This is a genomic window from Stappia sp. (genome assembly GCF_965276915.1).
In the GTDB taxonomy this organism is placed as follows: Bacteria; Pseudomonadota; Alphaproteobacteria; order Rhizobiales; family Stappiaceae; genus Stappia.
Genome location: NZ_OZ255709.1, coordinates 3,211,111 through 3,229,403 on the forward strand (window position 1 = coordinate 3,211,111; position 18,293 = coordinate 3,229,403).

The window sequence follows — 18,293 nt, forward strand, 5'->3', positions numbered from 1 at the left end:
GTTGAACCTCGCTGCGCGGGCGGGTTGCGTCAGGGAAGAAGGAGAAGCTTGCCGGTGGTCATGCGGCTTTCCATGTCGCTGTGAGCTTTCGCTGCGTCTGCCAGCGGATATACGCCGCCGATCTCGACCTTCAGCTTGCCCTCGGCAATCCAGTCGAAGAGGCGCGTCGTGTGGGCACGCAATAGCGCGGGCGTGGGAATATGGTCGGCGAAGACGGCATAGCCGAGCTTGATGCTCTTCGGCAGGCTCATAATGTCGATCGGGCCGGGACCGCCGAGAACCGGCCCATACCAGCAGAACGTCCCCGACCGGCGCAGCGCCGCCAGCGACCCCGCGAATGTCACTGGACCTGAGCCGTCATAGACGACATGCACGCCATCGCCGTTCGTCAGTTCGAGCACCTGCTCGGCAAACTTACCCTCGCTGTCGACAATGACGTGATCGGCACCGGCTTTGCGCGCCGCTTCGACCTTCGCCTCGCTGGACACGCGGCCGATCACCGTGCCCCCGCGTAGCTTCACGATCTGGGTCAGAAACAGGCCGAGGCCGCCTGCCGCTGCATGGATCAGCGCGATATCGCCGGCCTGTACGGGATAGAAGTCGGTGGCGAAGTGGCTGGCGGTCAATCCCTGCATCATCACCGCAGCCGCTGTTCGGTCATCGATGGCGTCCGGAACACGGACGAGCGCAGCGGCCGGCGCGACCAGTTTCCCGGCATAGCTTCCCGGCATGTAGACCCACGCCACACGGTCCCCGACAGTGAAATCCGCCACGCCCTCTCCCAACGCCTCAATGCGCCCGGAGCCTTCGACGCCAAGGATTTTCGGATTGGGCATTTCCGTCCACGCGATCCCGCGACGCACGCCGATGTCCATGAAATTGACACCGGCCGCAGCCACCTCGATCAGGACCTCTCCAGCGCCAGGGAGAGGATCAGGGCGCTCGACATAGTCGAGTTGATCCGGCTCTCCGATTCCGTTCATTACAACTGCTTTCATCACATCACCTTATTTGAACGATCGTTCCGTTATTGGGCAAAAAATATAGCTAGCGCATTGCCCGAAGCGCCATTTCGCCAAGATTGGCGAGATTATCCGGTTGAGCCCCACCGCGGGCCGCGATCCGAATGCCCGCGAAGCTCGCCATCAGGAAGGTCGCCAGTCGATCGGGATCGAGCGTTACGGCGATGTCACCCTCGGCCTGAGCCTTTCGGATGCTTTCGACCATGGCGGCGCGCAGGCCCCGATCAGCCGCTGCATTGATTTCCGTGAGTTCGGGATGGGAACAACCGAATTCGGCAATCGAGTTTACGCCAAGGCAAGGAACTTCGGCCTCACGCACGACACGGTCGAGCATTGCCCGGATACCGTCGATCGCGCGCTGCCCTGTACGCAAAGCCGCGCGATGTTCCCCAGCTTCCGCGATCGCATACCGCCGCACCACGTCAAGATAGAGCTGCCATTTGTCGCCGAAGGTGTCGTAGAGGCTCTGGCGGCCGATCCCCATCGCGTCGACGAGCATTTGAGCCGAAGTGCCCTCGAATCCGTGTTCGCGGAACACACGGCTTGCGCCGTCTAGAGCCGTGTCGACATCAAAGGTTCTAGGTCTAGCCATGCAGCCCATATAAGGGTTATGGAACGATCATTCAATATCAAGCGCTGAGAATTTGCTCGCGATCAACGCCCGCCGACTGCGCCCAGGCGAAGTGCGAGGGATCGCCAATGCTCAGACGGGACTGGTTCCGGCCTCCGCTCCGATGCGTGCTTTACCCTTTCGCCCAAAGCTTCGATCCGCTTTTGCAGGCCGGGTGCTCGTCGAGCGATGGGCTACGTCGGAAGAACTTCGCGTGCCGCCAGTTTGTAAAGATATGAGAAGCCGCGCGCTCGGCGCGAGGGCTCTGGAGGGAAATCGGTGGGAAAGCGTTCTCTGTTTTGGCTGTTTCGGCCAACGTGGCGGATGGGGTGGGATTCGAACCCACGGTACGGTCTCCCGCACGGCGGTTTTCAAGACCGCTGCCTTAAACCACTCGGCCACCCATCCTGCGCGATCCCGTTTCGCCTTGCCGCGTCTTCTTGTCAAGCGGCAAGGGGGAGTTGCGGTGGAGGAGGGCGGGTTCGCGCCGCGCAAACGAAAGCCGCCGATCCGGAAGGTCGAGGCAGGGACCGGATCGGCGGCAGCGCCGTTTGATCGGCGTCCGGCGCGGGGGCACGCGCCATGTCCTCGTTGTAGCGTAGCCCCTGCAGACGTTGTGTGACCGGCGTCACACAAGTGCGTGCCGGGCCGAAAAATCCCGCACGAACAGGCGCGCCCGCCCGAGGTCGCCCGAGATCGCCTGAAGATCGCGGTGGCGTGGCCGCTGTCGAAGGTCCCGCCCTGCCGTCTCCTGATCCGCTTCGCCGCCCCGTCCGTACCGAGGGATGGAGAGAGCCGGGGCGGCGTGATCCGCCGCTCGCCCAGCAATCGATATCCGGGAGACAAGGCATGACCAGGCAGTTTTCAGCACGCGCGGCGGTGTTCGCGCTGGCGGCCTGCGCGGCCACCGCAACCGTCGCGCAGGCCCGAACCCCGCTGTCGGAGCGCGAGATCCTGCAAACCGTCGCCGGCAAGCGCGTCTACCTCAAGACCCCGCTCGGCGGTGAATTTCCGCTCTATTACAAGTCCAACGGCCTTGTGAACGGATCGGGCGATGCCGTCGGCCTCGGTCGCTTCATGCAGCCCAAGGACCAGGGCAAATGGTGGGTGAGGGGCAATCGCCTCTGCCAGAAGTGGCAGAGCTGGTACGACGGCAAGCAGTTCTGCTTCACCCTGTCGAAGGGAGAGGGCGACATGCTGTTCTGGAAACGCGACGACGGTCTGTCAGGGCGCGCCAGAATCGGAAACTGAACCGGCACCGCCCAGGCAGGCAATCGGGGTTCGACGGATCCGGGAACTGCGGCCCTTTTGCTACAGGTCGGTGGAAAAGCGGTTTTCTTGCGCGGTCAGCTTATCGACCCTGTCTTCACCTTGCAGTAAGAGACGCTGTGGTACTCGTGTCGTGATGCGCCATTTGGGGGGCGGCATCGTGAAAACGGGTCCGACCGGCGTGCACTGCCGAGGAACAGATCCCGTCATCGCGGAATGCGGCCACTGAGGGTCGCCAACACGGTGAAGTCGGGACGATGGCAGTGCCCGGACATGTCGGACCGGCGGGAAGGATTTCCGCCGGCAGTGGACATGAGGAACGCGAGCTGTTGTGAAAACGTCCCGGATGCATGCGGGGCCGTCTTCACGGCTCCGGAATCCGCCGGTTCAGGTATCGAGTAGGGCGGCAGCATGACGAACGACAAGGCACTGGCGGACAACCGCCGGAACTTGAGCGCAAACCCCAGGATTTCCCGTCACATGACACCCTTGCCGGGTGCGGGTGGACTGTCGCGACTTGCGACGCCCCGCACGCTTGCGTTCGTGACGGTCTCCACTCTCTGCCTGGCGCTGGCCGGCTGCGGTTCCGCGCCGAAAAGCGGTGGCAAGGTCAAATTCAGCGAAGACAAATACGGCGTCGCGGCAAGTCCGCGCATGGTCGATGGCGGCAAGCCGGTGCCCAAGGGCGGCGGTCGCTACATGGTCGGCAAGCCGTACAAGGTCGCCGGCAAATGGTATCGTCCCAAGCTCGACCCGAACTACCAGTCCGAGGGGCTGGCTTCCTGGTACGGCCCGACATTCCACGGCCGCATGACCGCCAATGGCGAGATCTTCGACCGCAACGCGCTGACGGCCGCGCACACGACGATGCCCTTGCCGTCCTATGCCAAAGTGACCAACGTCAAGAACGGCCGCTCGCTGATCGTGCGTGTCAACGATCGCGGCCCGTTCCACGGTAACCGCACGATCGACCTTTCCGAACGCGTCGCGACCATGCTCGACTACAAGAGCAAGGGCGTTGCGAAGGTCAAGGTCGAGTATATCGGCCGCGCCCCCTTGCACGGCAAGGACGAGGCCTTCCTTATGGCATCCTATCGCGGCCCGGGCGCCGTCGAGCCGGGCGCGACCATGCCGGGCACCATGCTTGCCATGGCGGATCCGCAGCCCTCGGTCCCCGTCGCCATCGGCCCGGCCCCCGTACCGCGCAACCGCCCCTACGGTCCGGTTCTCGCGGGATCGGGCGATTTCGGCCGGATGGTCACGGCCGCGTTCGATCCGGCGACCGCCTTCGAGGCAGGCGCCGCGACGGTGCGGGTCGCCTCGCTCAACACCTTCTCCACTCCCGCGCCGGACGTGTCCGCCGCCCAGCCCGCGCTCGGCTACGACGAGAGCGGAACGGGGCAGGGCAACGGCCCGCTCAGCCTGACGGGCGAGCGCGAAACGGCACCCGGTCCGGCCTATCTGGGTCAGCCGAGCACGTTCGCACGCGGATCGGCGATCTCGTCCTACCATGCAACGGCCCGGATCGAGGCTGCTTACAGCGCCTTCGACGCGATCTCCGGCGGCGTGGCACCGCGTGATCTTGCCCGCGCACCGCGCTGAAACAGTTCGGCAATCGGCAAATAGCCGGTAGGCGTACCCACTCCAAGACGGTATGTTTCGCCCCTGCGCCGCAAGGCGCGGGGTGTGCGCCGGCCGTTTTCGCCGGCAAGGCAAGGATGGCGACAGGAGCAGGACGCATGACGGCGCATGCCGGGGCAAGGGCGATGCCGCACGCAAACCCGCCGCACGCACACATCCCGCAGGCAGATCAGATGGCCGCAATGCGCCGTGTGATCCGCAAGGCCGGCCTCATGCTTGCACTTCTCCTGCCGGTCGTCGTTTCCGCCGCGGGACCGGCAAGGGCCCAGGACACGGCCAAACCGGCGGATGCGACATCGGCGCTGCTGCTCGACTTCACCACGGGCACACTGCTTGCCGACCGCAACGCCAACTTGCGTTTTCAGCCGGGTTCCTCCGCCAAGCTGATGACCGCCGTCATCGCGTTCGATGCCCTGGCGGCAGGCGAAATCACCCAGGAACAGGCATTCCCGGTGAGTGAACATGCCTGGCGCACGGGCGGTGCGCCGGCACGGGTCACCACCATGTTCGCCCGACTCAAGAGCGACGTGCCGGTGATCGACCTGTTGCGCGGGCTGCTGATCCAGAACGCCAACGACGCGGCAATCGTGCTGGCGGAGGGCATGGCCGGCAGCGAGGAGGCATTCGCGGCCCGCATGAACGCCCGGGCGGCCGAACTGGGAATGACGGACACGCGTTTTGCCAACCCGACCGGCTACGAGGCGGCAAGCGCCCACACGAGCGCGCGCGATCTCGCACACCTTGCCGCCTATGTGCTCTCCCGACATACGCCCTACTACACGCTCTTCAGCGCCCCGGACTTCACCTGGAACGGCATTTTCCAGCGCAACAAGAACCCGTTGCTCGCGGAAATTCCCGGGCTCGACGGCCTTGTCGCCGGATATTCCGAAACTTCAGGCTTCAACGGCATCGGATCCGTGCTGCGCGGCTCGCGACGCCTCGTCGGGGTCGTGGCGGGCCACAAGACCTCCGATGATCGCCGCGATGCCTTGCGCGATCTCTTCGACAGCCTGGAGAAGGACTACGAGGAGGTGGTGCTGTATGCCGCTGGCGATGCGGTTACGCAGGCGCGCGTGTTTGGCGGAACCGCTTCCCAGGTACCCCTGAGGGTCGACCGGTCCGTGGAGATCCTGCTGCCGCGCGGAGACCGCCACGACTATCACCTGCGGGCCGTCTACGAGGGTCCCCTGTCGGCCCCGGTAGAGCGTGGTCGTGAGGTTGGCGAGTTCCGTGTCCTGCGGGGCGAGACCGTCGTCTACCGGGCGCCGCTCGTCACCGCGGGCGCCGTGGAGCGCGGCACGGTGACCGGCCGGGCGAGAGATGTCCTGCGCGAAACCCTGTTCGGATGGTGGCTTGATGAAGGATGAGGCGGCAATCGCGAGAACGGGCCGTTTCCTGACCTTCGAGGGAGGCGAGGGCGCGGGCAAGTCGACGCAGATCACGCGGCTGAAGGCGCGTCTCAACGAGGCCGGCGTCGAGGCGCTGGTGACGCGCGAACCGGGAGGATCGCCCGGGGCCGAGACCATCCGGCGGATGCTGCTCGGCGGACGCGTCAAGCCGCTCGGCCCGGAGATGGAGGCGGTCATGTTCGCCGCCGCAAGGGCCGACCATGTCGACACGACGATCCGGCCAGCTCTCGAGGCCGGCTGCTGGGTGCTGTGCGACCGGTTTTCGGACTCCACCCGCGTCTACCAGGGCGAGGCCGGCGTCGACACCGGCTTTCTCGACCGGTTGGAAACGCTGGCTGTCGCCGGCCACCGTCCGGACATGACGGTGCTGATCGACGTGCCGCCGGCAACGGGCCTGGCGCGGGTCGCGGCCCGCAGCGCCACGGCGGGCGCACCCGTGCCCGACCGCTTCGAGACCGACGGCGAGACGGTGCATGCCCGCCGCCGCGAGCTCTTCCTGGAGCTGGCGCACAGCCGGCCGGGCCGGTTTCTTGTCGTTGACGGGACGGCACCCGCCGACGAGGTGGAAGAGGCAATCTGGAGCGCGGTGAGAACCCGTTTCGCCAACGACCTGGACGCACGCGGATGAATGAACTCGCCGACCCGCTCGTCACCGAGGCGGACGCCCTGGAAGACATCCCGCTGCCGCGCGCGCGCGAGACGCTGCTCGGCCATGCCGAGGCCGAACAGGCCCTGCTGGCAGCCTATCGCTCGCAGCGCATGCATCACGCGTGGATCCTGGCCGGGCCGAAGGGCATCGGCAAGGCGACGCTCGCCTTCCGGTTCGCCCGTTTCGCGCTGGCGTATCCGGACCCCGCCGCGCCGGACGTGCTCAATGCCACGGATCTGACATTGGCGCCCGACCATCCCGATTTTCGCAAGGTGGCGGGCGGAGCCCATCCCGGGCTTCTCCATCTGCGACGGCCCTATGATCCCAAGCGCAAGTCAAAGGACAAGATCAAACAGGACCTGACGGTCGACGAAATCCGCAGGACGGTGCCGTTCTTCGGTTCGACCGGCTCGGAAGGGTCCTGGCGCATCTGTATCGTCGATGCGGCCGACGACATGAACAGCAATGCCGCCAACGCCCTGCTCAAGGTTCTGGAAGAACCGCCGCGCCGGTCCCTGTTTCTCGTCCTGTCGCACGCGCCGGGCCGGCTGCTGCCGACAATCCGCTCGCGTTGCCGGCTGCTGCCCATGCGCGAGCTCGCGCATGAGGAAGTGCTGGCGGGCCTGGCGAGCCTCGGCGTCGCCGAGCCGTCGAGCCGTACGGCGCAGCGTGCCGCGGATCTCGCCCACGGCTCCCTGCGCAAGGCGATCACCCTTGCCGATGGCGACACAATCGCGCTGGCAGACAGTTTCGCCGGTCTTGTCTCGCACCTGCCGCAACTCGACACGGCCGCCGCACATGCGCTGGCCGACCAGGTGTCGAAGCATGGCGCGGACGATGCCTGGAGCCTGTTCCACGATCTCGTCGGCGAGCATCTGCACGCCCTGATCTCCGGACACCGGGGGCAGCCTCTCCCGCGCCTTGTCAGGGTCAGCGAGGTATGGGAAAAGACCACCCGCGCCGCCCGCGAGGCGGATGCCTTCAATCTCGACAGGAAGCAGGTGGTGCTCAATGCACTGCGCGATCTTGCCGACGCCGCGCGCCCCTGATTTCGCCGACGCTTGCACGCTCTATGACATGCCACCCGAACGCCGGACCCTTTGACAGGCCATGACCGAACGCACCCCCTTTTTCGTCACGACCGCCATTTCCTATCCCAACGGCGCCCCGCATATCGGACATGCCTATGAGGCCCTGGCGACCGACGCCATCGCGCGTTTCCAGCGACTCGACGGCCGGGATGTGTTCTTCCTGACCGGCACCGACGAGCACGGGCAGAAGATGTTGCAGACGGCACGCGCGGAGGGCATTCCGGTCCAGGACCTGGCAGAACGCAACGCCACCCGCTTCCGCGAGATGGTCGGCGCGCTCGGCTGTTCCAACGACGACTTCATCCGCACCAGCGAGCCGCGCCATCATGCCGCCAGCCAGGAGATCTGGCGCCGCATGGAGGCCAGGGGCGACATCTACAAGGACAGCTATTCCGGCTGGTACTCGGTGCGCGACGAGGCCTATTACCAGGAAGGCGAGACGGAGCTGCGCGCTGACGGCGTGCGCTACGGACCGCAGGGCTCGCCGGTGGAATGGGTCGAGGAGGAGAGCTACTTCTTCCGCCTGTCCGACTATCAGGAGCGTTTGCTGGCCCACTACGAGGCCAATCCGGACTTCATCGGCCCGGACGAGCGGCGCAACGAGATCGTCAGCTTCGTCAAGCGCGGCCTGAAGGACCTCTCGATCTCGCGCACCACCTTCGACTGGGGCGTAAAGGTGCCCGGCGACGAGCGCCATGTGATGTATGTGTGGGTCGACGCGCTGACCAATTACATCACCGCTGCCGGCTTTCCCGACGAGAACAACCCGCGCTGGCGCTACTGGCCGGCCGACCTGCATGTGATCGGCAAGGACATCGTCCGGTTCCACGCGGTCTACTGGCCGGCCTTCCTGATGTCGGCCGGGATCGCGCTGCCGAAAAGGGTCTATGCGCACGGCTTCCTGTTCAACAGGGGCGAGAAGATGTCGAAGTCGGTCGGCAACGTCATCGATCCCTTCGCGCTCGTCGACCATTACGGCCTCGACCAGGTGCGCTATTTCTTCCTGCGCGAAGTCCCCTTCGGCCAGGACGGCAACTACAGCCACGACGCGATCGTCAACCGCATCAATGCCGATCTCGCCAACGACCTTGGCAACCTGGCGCAGCGCTCGCTGTCAATGATCGCCAAGAACTGCGAGGCACGCCTGCCGCAGCCGGGTGCGTTCACCGCGGAGGACGAGGCGATCCTGGCCCAGGCCGACGCGATGCTGCCGGCTGCGCGCGAGGCGATGGAAAGACAGGCGATCCATCAGGCGCTTTCCGTCGTCTGGGCCTGCGTCGCCGAAGCCAATCGCTATTTCGCCGGTCAGGAGCCCTGGGCGCTGAAGAAGAGCGACCCGGACCGCATGGGCACGGTGCTCTATGTCACGGCGGAGGTGATCCGCCAGGTGTCGATCCTGGCCCAGCCGGTCGTCCCGGGAAGCGCGGCACGGCTGCTCGACCTGCTGGCACTGGATGAGGGCGGACGCGATTTCGCCTCGCTGGGCAGCGGCGGCCGGCTTGTCCCGGGCCGCGCTCTTCCGAAGCCGGAAGGCGTCTTCCCGCGTTATGTGGAAGCGGAACATCCCGACGACGGGGCGAAGTGATGCTTGTCGACAGCCATTGCCATCTCGATTTTCCGGACTTCGATGCCGAGCGCGACGCGATCATCGCCCGCGCCGGCGAGGCCGGGGTGGGCCTGATGGTGACCATCTGCACCCGGGTCGCACGCTTCGATGCGATCCGGGCGCTCGCGGAGAGCCATGACAACGTCTTCTGCTCGGTCGGCACCCATCCGCACAACGCGGGCGAGGAGGCGGAAACCGGCGTCACGACGGCTGATCTCGTTCGCCTGGCGCAGCACGAAAAGGTCGTCGCCATCGGCGAGGCCGGGCTCGACTATTTCTACGACAAGGCCCCGCGCGAGGCGCAGGCGCAAGGACTGCGGCGGCATATCGCAGCGGCACGCGAGAGCGGTCTGCCGCTCGTCATCCATTCACGCGATGCCGACGAGGACATGGCCGCCATTCTCAGGGATGAAACGGAGAAGGGGGCTTTTCCGGCTCTGCTCCACTGTTTCTCGTCCGGCCGTGACCTGGCCGTGACCGGCATCGAGCTCGGGCTTTATGTCTCGTTCTCCGGCATCGTGACCTTCAAGCGCTCGGACGAATTGCGCGCCATTGCCGCCGAACTTCCCGCCGACCGGTTGCTGGTGGAGACCGATGCGCCCTATCTGGCGCCGCAGCCCTGGCGGGGAAAACGCAACGAACCCGCCTATGTCGCCCATACCAACAAGGTGCTGGCCGAGACGCGCGGGGTTGCCGAGGCCGAGATGGCGCGGCAGACCACGGAGAATTTCTTCCGCCTGTTCTCCCGCGTGCCGGCGCGCTTCAACCCGTCAGCCGGGGGCTGATACCGATGGCTGCGGCAGCAAGGCTCGATTTCACGCTTCTGGGATGCGGCTCGTCCGCCGGCGTTCCGCGCGTCGGCAACATCTGGGGCGATTGCGATCCGAACGAGCCGAAAAACCGGCGCAAGCGCTGTGCGCTGCTGGTCGAGCGGCACGGGCCGGGCGGTACGACGACGGTGCTCGTCGACGCGGGACCGGACCTGCGCCAGCAATTGCTCGATGCCGGGGTCACGGATCTCGACGCGGTGCTGGTGACGCATGCCCATGCCGACCACATTCACGGCATCGACGACCTGCGGCCGCTGGCCATCACCCACCGCAAGCTCATTCCCGTCCATATGGATGCGCTGACCGCGCGCCGCGCGCACGAGCTTTTCTACTACGGGTTCGTCACCCCGCCGGGGTCGAGCTACCCGCCGATCCTGAAGGACATGAGGATCGTGGCGGGGGAACCCGGTAGCATCGACGGGGCGGGCGGGCCGATCCCGTTCCTGCCGGTCGAGGTCGAGCACGGCGACATTCCCGCTCTCGGCTTCCGCTTCGGACCGCTTGCCTACCTCCCGGATGTCAAGGAGATCCCGGCGAGCGTGGAAAGCGTTTTCGCAGGACTGCGGATCTGGGTGATCGACGCACTGCGCCGTACGCCGCATCCCTCGCATTTCTCGCTGTCAGAAGCGCTTGGGTGGATCGCGCGCACCGCGCCGGAGCATGCCATTCTGACCAACATGCATGTCGATCTCGACTATGCCACGCTGTGCGCCGAACTGCCGTCAGGGGTCGAGCCGGGTTTTGACGGAATGCGCTTTTCCGTCGATCTCCACGACGGGGCATGAAACGCCCGGCGAGACCGCCGACGGAAGAGCGCCTGATGAAGTCGGCGCTGCACTATCTCGACAGATACGGATCGAGCCGCGAGAACCTGCGCCGGGTGCTGGAGCGCAAGGTCATGCGCGTGGCCCACGAACTCGATCTCGACCCCGCCGATTTCAACGACATAATCGCCAGCACCGTGGAGCGCTGCGTCAGGTCGGGTCTGGTTGACGACCGCCTCTTCGCCGAGGCCCGCATCGCCTCGGAGCGGCGCAAGGGCCGTTCGGCGCGCCGCATCAACGCGGTGCTTCAGGCCAAGGGTGTCGAGAGCGAACTCGCCGAACACCTGATGGCCGAAGAGGAGGGGGGAGACCTTGCCGCCGCCTGCATCGCCGCGCGCAAGAGGCGCTTCGGTCCCTGGCGCAGGGGCGAGGCGGACGCGGACCGGCAGCGCAAGGAGATTGCCGCGCTCTGCCGCCAGGGGTTTTCCTTCGGCATTGCCCGAAAGGTCGTGGAGGCGGATGACACCGAGCGCCTGCTGGAAGAGAGCTCGCCTGACGACTAGCGCCGGGTTCGGTCGCGCTAGCCGCAGTTGCCAAGCAATCCGCCGACCGCCTTCGACGACCCTTTAAGCGGGAACGAGCGCATGTGCTCCAGCGAGCCGCCGAGATGAAACACGGCGGCCCGCCCCCGCATCAATTGGGCAAAGAACGGCTGGTCGCTCGCCAGGCTTGGCGACAACAGTGTGCGCGACCCTTCGTCGATGGAGAAGGGCACCCGGGTCGCCTGTCCACGGTCGACTTCGATCTCGATCTCGAGGCGTCCCTGCGGCTTCACCAGATCCCGCACGTGATCGCTCACCGAGCCATCCTCGTTCCACATCCATGTCGGTCCATAATGGATACGCACGGATGCGCCCTCGCACACGAGCCGCATCCCGTCGCCGCTCGCGGCTTCAAACATCGCCACGGGCGCCGGCTCCGCCGCGAAGAACCAGCGATCGCGCGGCTCCTCGTGCAGCCCTTGCACACCGGAGCCGGCCAGTCTGTAGCGCCTGTAGCAGGTCTCGGCACCGGAACGGCCGCAGGAGCCGCCATGAAGGACGGCAAGGAACGAGGCCTGCGACGGGCGGTCGAAGCGCAGATCATGGGCGAGGAATTCCGCCACCTTGTCGTAAGCGCCGCCCATGCGCTGGACATAGAGGTTCTGCGTGCAGCCGCCAGACCCGCAAAAGCTCGACTGGAAGCCGTCGCATTTCAGCTGGCCATAGTCGACCAGCACATCCGGTTGCGCATCGCCGTTGACGTCGACCTCCCTGGCGAAACCGTCGAGAAACTCCATTTCCCGGCAACTGTCGGCAAGGCTCTGCCGCTCGCTCGCAAGCACCGTGTCCATCGTGGCCCAGGCAGGATCAAGCGGTTGCCAGCCCAGCACCAGGGCGAACAGCAAGGCGGAAAACGTGCCGGGCGCCCGGCTTCGGCGGATCTGAAAAGACATGATTGCAATCTCCCCGGAGCGAAGGCGCGGGATCCGGACACCCAGGTGTTCAACTGGCTGAGCCGGCAGGGTTCCTGCCGCTCTTGCTTGCGTCACGAATGCAGGCCGGCGCGCATTCCAACTGGCGGAGCCTAGACGCCCGGCCCACGTGGCGCAACGAGCGGGGAAGGGTGCCCGCTCGCCATCGCATCAGCTGGCTGCAATGTTGCCCGCACGGGAGTGGAATGCGGCCTGCCCGCGGCCATTCTCCTTGGCACGATAAAGCGCCTTGTCGGCCCGCCGCATGAACTCGTCGACACCTGGTGCCTTGGCGTCGATCAGCACCATGCCGATGCTGGCACCGATGGTGATCGTGTGACCGTCGATCTCGTAGGGCGCGGAGATCGCGGCGATGATCCGCGCGGCGAGAAGCAGAACCGCGTCCTCGTCCTCGACATCATGTTGCAGGATGGCGAACTCGTCGCCGCCAAGCCGCGCCACGTGATCAACGTCACGCGTGCTGTGGCGCAGCCGGTCGGCGACCTCGCGCAGCAGGGCGTCTCCCACCGGATGTCCGAACGTGTCGTTGACCTGCTTGAAGCGGTCGAGATCCAGCGCCATCAGGGCGGAGATCTCGCCGCGTCCGGCTCGTGCCGCCGCCTGGTCGAGGCGGTCGCGCAAGAGGGTGCGATTGCCAAGGTCGGTGAGCGCGTCGTGCAAGGCCATATAGGCAATCCTGGCCTCGTTGCACTTGCGCGCATCGATATCCTCCAGAACGCCAGCCCACTGCAGCACATCGCCCGCATCATCGATCACCGGGCCGCCGCGATCGCGCACCCAAAGCCAGCGCTCGCCGGCCACAAGCAGCCGGAACTCGATGTCGACAAGCTCCGCCTCGCCGACCTGTTGGCGGAATGTTTCGACAACACGGTCCCGGTCGTCGGGATGCACACGGTCGAGCCACGCCATGCCAAGGGCTTCGTGGTCGGGCACGCCGGTCAGCGTCTCCCAGCCCTCGACCCACACGATGTTACCGCCCGGGGACCAGCGCCAGAACACCAGCGCGCCGGCACTGGCGACGGTACGCAACCGGCGATCGTTCTCCCGCCGCGCTGCCTCGGCCGCTTCCACGCTGGTTCTAAGGGTCTCGAACTCGCAAACCGAGGAGGGGGGTATCGGAGCCAGTGCGGAACTGCCGTCGCCATTGGCGACCGCCATGCTGTGCGCGGCAAGAGCTTCCACCGGGCGGCGGATCAACCCGCCGATCTTGATCACCGCAACCGTTGCAAAGGCAAGAGCCAGCACAGAGCCGAGCAGCAGCCCCACGAACGGGGTCTGCCAGCGGGCGTTGAACACATCGAGCGGTTCCCCGACGACAAGCGTCCATCCTTCCGGCCCCTTGAGCTTCTGGAAGGAAAGCACCGTCGAGAGGCCTTCCGTCGTCCTCGCCTCGAACCAGCCGCTTTCAGTGCCGAGATCCTCCAGCTTTTTCCAGTCCGGAGCCGTCATGCCGACGACCTTCTCGGGGTCGCGCGACCGGGCGACGATCCGGCCGTTGCCATCCGTGACGGCCACCAGTATTCCCGTGAGGGCGCCTTCGCGCTGCTGCAGCGTGTGGATCAGTTGACCGGGGGGAATCGACAGCACGGCAATGCGATCATTCGGCTCGCCCTTGTTGCCAAGCGGCATGGCAAGATGGATCCGGTGTTCGGTGTAGCTGCCGCCCGGAACCAGATTGGACTTCGCCGGCGCGTCCCGTTCTGCGGACCTCAAGGCGACCTCGGCAACTGCTGGCGGCAGCGTCGCCGCGACCTCGCCATCGAAAACCTCGACCACCTGGACCCCGCCGTCCAGGCCGATGCCGTCGAAGCGGCTGGACGTCAGGTTGAAGGTTCCGGACTGCGTTTGCAGCGGCCAGAGCGATGCGATCACGCTCAACGCCGTGAAATGGCTGTCGATGTCGGACTCGATGGAACTCGCCAGCGTCAGGGCCGTGTCGCTCAGTCGCGCCGTGGCTGTCTGCTTGTAGGCATTGCCCGTGCGCCAGGCTGCATATCCGGAGAGCATCGCCATCGGCACGATGCAAACCAGCGCGAGCGCCGCCAGATACATGTTGAGGCCCACGCGGCCTCGGGCGACGTTTCGTGGCGGCACGTTCTTCAATTCCCCAACCCCCGGCAGCAATTCCCCATGAGGGGCAAATTTCACAAACAGTCGGCAGGCAATATCGTCATAATTACGGGTAAAGCACGCTGATTGACAATCAATGGAGGGAATCGGCGGAGACCCGCCAGCCACACCGTTTTCGGCTCACTTCTTTGTTATCTTTTTTATTCCATAATATATCTTATGCGACTTTCGCATGTTCCGGGGCATCAGAACGTTGGAGGCTTCGCTCTCCGCCTTCCTGACGCGCTGGCTGGTCCATCCAGGCCTGATGAGACAGAAGATGCGTTGAGACAGCCGCGCCATGCCCTTGCCATATCAGGCGCAGGTGTTAGGAAACGCGCCGACGCTGCCCAACCGTGCTCCGAAGGACACCATGCTCTACACATTTCCCCCCGCGACATTCGTGATTGCCGTCGCCGACTATGACCGGCCTTACGAGAACCCGATCAGCGTTCAGGCGGGTGAGACAGTCCGCCCTGTCACGGACGGCTCCATGGAAACCGACTTCATGGGATGGACCTGGTGCATCGGTCCCGACGGACGCGCGGGCTGGACGCCGGACGCCTGGTGCCAACCGGTGGACGATGGCTGGCGGCTGTTGCGCGATTTCAGCGCTCTTGAATTGACAGTGCGCAAGGGCGACCGCCTGCAGCTTCTCCACGGCGAAAGCGGCTTTCTGTTCTGCGAGACGGAAACGCGCGACCGTGCCTGGATACCCGATGCAGTTGTGGAGCTTCAGTCGTAAAAGCGGCGTGCAGCAAGGTAACCCGTGCCAGCGCAGATGACCGGGAAGAAGTGAATGCGGAAGCACAGGCTCGCTGTCTACACATTCAACCAGTTCGTCGCCCCGTATCAATCGGAGCGGATAAAGGGCTTCAGGGACGCCGAGCCCGGCACGTTCGCAGCTCTCGAAAAGGCCGAAGGCTTCATTTCACGGTCCGGCTACGATGGCGAACCCGGGCCCGAAAGCTGGGGCGAACAGGTGTTTCCCGCCTGCTGGACAAATTCCAATGGCGATGGCTGGGCTCCCTCGACCCTCTCGCTCTGGTCGACGCTCGAAGCGCTCATGGCCGCCACCTATCACGGTCTTCATGGACGTGCTCTCCGGCACGGCCCAGCCTGGCACGTTCCGGCAGATCACATTCCCGAACACGTGCTGTGGTGGGTTGAAGACGGTCGCAGACCGGACTGGAGCGAAGCGGTCGGCCGGTTCGAGGAACTGATGTTCCATGGCCCGACCCCGCGGGCTTTCACCTTCAAAGCGGCATACGATCCCGGCGGCCGACCTGTGAAGCCGAGTGCTGTCGAGATCAAGAGCCTGGCCGAACAGAATGCCCGGAAAGCATGATCAAGTCTGATAGAAGAATTTATAACACATTGTTTTAATAAATGAAAATGGAATTTTATCCTGTAGCTTACCCCTCCTCCATCGCCGCACGGATTTCTCTCGCAACTTCCGCAAGCTCTGAATGCGGCGGCGACGGGATCTCGGCAAAGGTGAGCGGTTCCTCGCGGATGTAGCGACGCGAGGTGATGTCCGTGCCCTCGACCATCGGAACGAGATGTGCATGCGCATGCGGAATGTCGAAAAAGAAAATGCCGGGAGATCCCCTCTCCCGGCACGTCCTTTCGGCCGTGATGGCCGATGACGGCTGGTCGCGTCTTACTGCGGCAGCTTGTCGTCGATGCCCTTGATGTACCAGTTCATGCCGAGCAGCGTGCCGTCGTCGAGGATTTCGCCCTCACCGACCGCCTGCGAACCGTCCTGCTTGAAGATAGGACCGGTGAAGGGATGGAACTCGCCCGAGCGGATCTTCTCCTGCGTTTCCGCCGCGGCCTTGGCAACGTCTTCCGGCAGGTTGGTGTACGGCGCCATCAGCACCATTTCGGCGGCCAGGCCGCCCCAGACGTCCTCGCTCTTCCAGGTGCCGTCGAGAGCCGCCTTGACGCGGCCCTTGTAGTAGACGCTCCAGTCGTCGACGATGGCGGTGAGCTGCGCCTTGGGTGCGAAGTTGATCATGTCGGAGGCCTGGCCGAAGGCGACCGCGCCACGCTCTTCGGCAACCTGCAGCGGCGCCGGGCTGTCCGTGTGCTGGGAAATCACGTCGGCGCCCTGGTCGAGCAGTGCCTTGGCCGCGTCAGCTTCCTTGCCGGGATCATACCAGGTGTTCACCCACACGACCTTGACCTTGAAGTCCGGATTGACCGACTGGGCGCCGAGCATGAAGGAGTTGATGCCGCGCACAACCTCGGGGATCGGGAAGGAGGCGATGTAGCCGGCGGTGCCGGACTTCGACATCTTCGCGGCGATCTGGCCGATGATGTAGCGTCCCTCGTAGAAGCGGGCCGAATAGGTCGACAGGTTGTCGGCGCGCTTGTAGCCGGTGGCATGCTCGAACTTCACGTCCGGGAACTTCTTGGCGACCTTGACGGTCGGGTTCATGAAGCCGAACGAGGTGGTGAAGATGAGCCCGGCGCCGTCGCGGGCCAGGCGTTCGATGGCGCGCTCGGCGTCCGGACCTTCCGAGACATTCTCGATATAGACGGTCTCGACCTGGTCGCCGAACTCTTCCTCGATGGCGATACGGCCCTGGTTGTGCTGGTACGACCAGCCGTGGTCGCCGATCGGGCCGACATAGATGAAGCCGATCTTCAGCTTGTCCGCGGCCTGGGCGCCAACGAGGCCCATGCCAAGCAGCGCTACCGCCGCCAGTCCAAGAACTTTCTTCATTTCAAGCTCCTACGTCCCCTGTTTGAAGCCGACGCCGGTTGTCCCCCGACGGCTCTTTTTGCGGGAGGGAGAGCATCGGCCACCCCTGCCCGGCATTCCACGCATCACCGGTCCGGCACGAAGGGCCTGCCGAGGCAGGCCGGCGTGTTGATCCGGGTCAGGATACGATTTCGCGATATGATCACAAGCACGGCGATGGTCGCAGCATAGGGCAAGGCCGACAGGAACTGCGAGGGAATAGCGACCCCGTGCGCCTGTGCGTGGAACTGCAGGATGCCGACAGCGCCGAAGAGATAGGCACCGGCCAGCACGCGCAACGGCCGCCATGTGGCGAAGACGACCAGTGCCAGCGCGATCCAGCCGCGGCCGGCCGTCATTCCCTCGATCCATTGCGGCGTGTAGGCAAGCGAGAGATAGCCCCCGGCAAGCCCCGCGCAGGCGCCGCCGAACAGCACCGCAAGATAACGCACCTTGAGCACCGAGACGCCGAGCGCATGGGCGGAACCGTGATTGTCGCCGACGGCGCGAATGACAAGGCCGGCGCGCGTGCGGAACAGGACAAAGGTCACGCCCGCAACGAGCGCCAGCGACACGTAGACAAGCAGGTCCTGCCCGAACACGATCCGCCCGACGACCGGAAGGTCGCTGAGGCCGGGAATGGAAAGGGCCTGCAACTTGATCCCGGGCCGGCCGACGAAGGCTTCGCCGATCATGCCGGACAGTCCCAGTCCGAGCAGGGTCAGCGCCAGTCCGGTCGCCACCTGATTGGCCACCAGATGCAGCGTCAGGAAGCCGAAAAGCAGCGCCATGCCCATGCCGGCGAGCAACGCGCAAAGCGCCCCGACATAGGGAGAGCCGGTGGCCTGCGCTCCGGCGAAGCCCATCACCGCGCCGACGATCATCATCCCCTCGACACCGAGATTGAGCACCCCGGAACGTTCCACCACCAGTTCGCCGATGGCGGCAAGCAGCAGCGGCGTCGCCGCCGTGATCACCGTCAACAGAATGGATTCATAGGCTCCCATGGA

18 protein-coding genes and 1 tRNA gene are annotated in these 18,293 nt (G+C 65.2%); 11 read left to right on the forward strand and 8 right to left on the reverse strand.

Annotated features, from left to right (window positions below; all coding sequences use genetic code 11):
* Window positions 1-29: 29 nt before the first annotated feature.
* The 3 genes from ACQY46_RS14895 to ACQY46_RS14905 all read right to left on the reverse strand — a co-directional run bounded on the left by ACQY46_RS14895 (window position 30) and on the right by ACQY46_RS14905 (window position 2,040).
* Window positions 30-998: a quinone oxidoreductase family protein gene (locus ACQY46_RS14895; RefSeq protein WP_428696818.1), complete on the reverse strand. Its 969-nt coding sequence runs from the start codon at window positions 996-998 to the stop codon at window positions 30-32.
* Between the two features lie 49 nt (window positions 999-1,047).
* On the reverse strand, window positions 1,048-1,614 hold the full coding sequence (locus ACQY46_RS14900; protein WP_428696819.1) for a TetR/AcrR family transcriptional regulator: 567 nt from the start codon (window positions 1,612-1,614) through the stop codon (window positions 1,048-1,050).
* A gap of 336 nt (window positions 1,615-1,950) precedes the next feature.
* Window positions 1,951-2,040, reverse strand: a tRNA-Ser gene (locus ACQY46_RS14905).
* Between the two features lie 441 nt (window positions 2,041-2,481).
* On the opposite strand from ACQY46_RS14905, the gene ACQY46_RS14910 reads away from it, so the two are divergent.
* The 9 genes from ACQY46_RS14910 (at window position 2,482) to ACQY46_RS14950 (ending at window position 11,454) form a co-directional block, all read left to right on the forward strand.
* Window positions 2,482-2,883: a hypothetical protein gene (locus tag ACQY46_RS14910; RefSeq protein WP_428696821.1), complete on the forward strand. Its 402-nt coding sequence runs from the start codon at window positions 2,482-2,484 to the stop codon at window positions 2,881-2,883.
* A gap of 498 nt (window positions 2,884-3,381) precedes the next feature.
* Entirely contained in the window at window positions 3,382-4,503 is a 1,122-nt protein-coding gene (locus ACQY46_RS14915) for a septal ring lytic transglycosylase RlpA family protein (RefSeq protein WP_428696822.1), read from the forward strand.
* Between the two features lie 251 nt (window positions 4,504-4,754).
* The gene (locus ACQY46_RS14920) at window positions 4,755-5,909 is read left to right on the forward strand and encodes a D-alanyl-D-alanine carboxypeptidase family protein (protein WP_428696823.1); all 1,155 of its coding nucleotides are present in this window, start codon (window positions 4,755-4,757) and stop codon (window positions 5,907-5,909) included.
* Window positions 5,899-6,579 carry a dTMP kinase gene (gene tmk / locus ACQY46_RS14925; RefSeq protein ID WP_428700497.1) on the forward strand — a complete coding sequence of 227 codons (681 nt, stop codon included), beginning with the start codon at window positions 5,899-5,901 and terminating at the stop codon, window positions 6,577-6,579. Before ACQY46_RS14920 ends, tmk begins: the two co-directional genes overlap by 11 nt.
* The gene (locus tag ACQY46_RS14930; RefSeq protein WP_428696824.1) at window positions 6,576-7,649 is read left to right on the forward strand and encodes a DNA polymerase III subunit delta'; all 1,074 of its coding nucleotides are present in this window, start codon (window positions 6,576-6,578) and stop codon (window positions 7,647-7,649) included. The genes tmk and ACQY46_RS14930 overlap by 4 nt, the downstream gene beginning before the upstream one ends.
* Window positions 7,650-7,710: 61 nt before the next feature.
* Window positions 7,711-9,276, forward strand: coding sequence for a methionine--tRNA ligase (gene metG / locus ACQY46_RS14935; protein ID WP_428696825.1), 1,566 nt, complete (start codon window positions 7,711-7,713; stop codon window positions 9,274-9,276).
* Window positions 9,276-10,082 carry a TatD family hydrolase gene (locus ACQY46_RS14940; RefSeq protein WP_428696826.1) on the forward strand — a complete coding sequence of 269 codons (807 nt, stop codon included), beginning with the start codon at window positions 9,276-9,278 and terminating at the stop codon, window positions 10,080-10,082. The genes metG and ACQY46_RS14940 overlap by 1 nt, the downstream gene beginning before the upstream one ends.
* Window positions 10,083-10,087: 5 nt before the next feature.
* Window positions 10,088-10,912, forward strand: coding sequence for an MBL fold metallo-hydrolase (locus tag ACQY46_RS14945; protein WP_428696827.1), 825 nt, complete (start codon window positions 10,088-10,090; stop codon window positions 10,910-10,912).
* A 35-nt stretch (window positions 10,913-10,947) separates the two neighbouring features.
* Entirely contained in the window at window positions 10,948-11,454 is a 507-nt protein-coding gene (locus ACQY46_RS14950) for a regulatory protein RecX (RefSeq protein ID WP_428696828.1), read from the forward strand.
* A 17-nt stretch (window positions 11,455-11,471) separates the two neighbouring features.
* Here the strand turns inward: ACQY46_RS14950 and ACQY46_RS14955 are convergent, their stop codons facing one another.
* Together ACQY46_RS14955 and ACQY46_RS14960 are read right to left on the reverse strand one after the other, a co-directional pair.
* A complete protein-coding gene (locus ACQY46_RS14955; protein WP_428696829.1) occupies window positions 11,472-12,386 on the reverse strand; it encodes a hypothetical protein in 915 nt (304 codons plus the stop codon).
* A 189-nt stretch (window positions 12,387-12,575) separates the two neighbouring features.
* Window positions 12,576-14,519: a diguanylate cyclase domain-containing protein gene (locus tag ACQY46_RS14960; protein WP_428696830.1), complete on the reverse strand. Its 1,944-nt coding sequence runs from the start codon at window positions 14,517-14,519 to the stop codon at window positions 12,576-12,578.
* Between the two features lie 388 nt (window positions 14,520-14,907).
* On the opposite strand from ACQY46_RS14960, the gene ACQY46_RS14965 reads away from it, so the two are divergent.
* Both ACQY46_RS14965 and ACQY46_RS14970 read left to right on the forward strand, forming a co-directional pair.
* Window positions 14,908-15,279 (forward strand): SH3 domain-containing protein, encoded by a 372-nt coding sequence (locus tag ACQY46_RS14965; RefSeq protein WP_428696831.1) that lies wholly within the window; start codon window positions 14,908-14,910, stop codon window positions 15,277-15,279.
* Between the two features lie 54 nt (window positions 15,280-15,333).
* Window positions 15,334-15,882, forward strand: a complete 549-nt coding sequence (locus ACQY46_RS14970; protein WP_428696832.1) for a DUF3291 domain-containing protein — start codon at window positions 15,334-15,336, stop codon at window positions 15,880-15,882.
* A 67-nt stretch (window positions 15,883-15,949) separates the two neighbouring features.
* Here the strand turns inward: ACQY46_RS14970 and ACQY46_RS14975 are convergent, their stop codons facing one another.
* From ACQY46_RS14975 to ACQY46_RS14985, 3 genes are all read right to left on the reverse strand, one after another.
* Window positions 15,950-16,087 carry a hypothetical protein gene (locus ACQY46_RS14975; protein WP_428696833.1) on the reverse strand — a complete coding sequence of 46 codons (138 nt, stop codon included), beginning with the start codon at window positions 16,085-16,087 and terminating at the stop codon, window positions 15,950-15,952.
* Window positions 16,088-16,197: 110 nt separating this feature from the next.
* Window positions 16,198-17,265 (reverse strand): BMP family ABC transporter substrate-binding protein, encoded by a 1,068-nt coding sequence (locus ACQY46_RS14980; RefSeq protein ID WP_428696834.1) that lies wholly within the window; start codon window positions 17,263-17,265, stop codon window positions 16,198-16,200.
* A gap of 104 nt (window positions 17,266-17,369) precedes the next feature.
* Window positions 17,370-18,290, reverse strand: coding sequence for an ABC transporter permease (locus ACQY46_RS14985; RefSeq protein ID WP_428696835.1), 921 nt, complete (start codon window positions 18,288-18,290; stop codon window positions 17,370-17,372).
* Window positions 18,291-18,293: the final 3 nt, after the last annotated feature.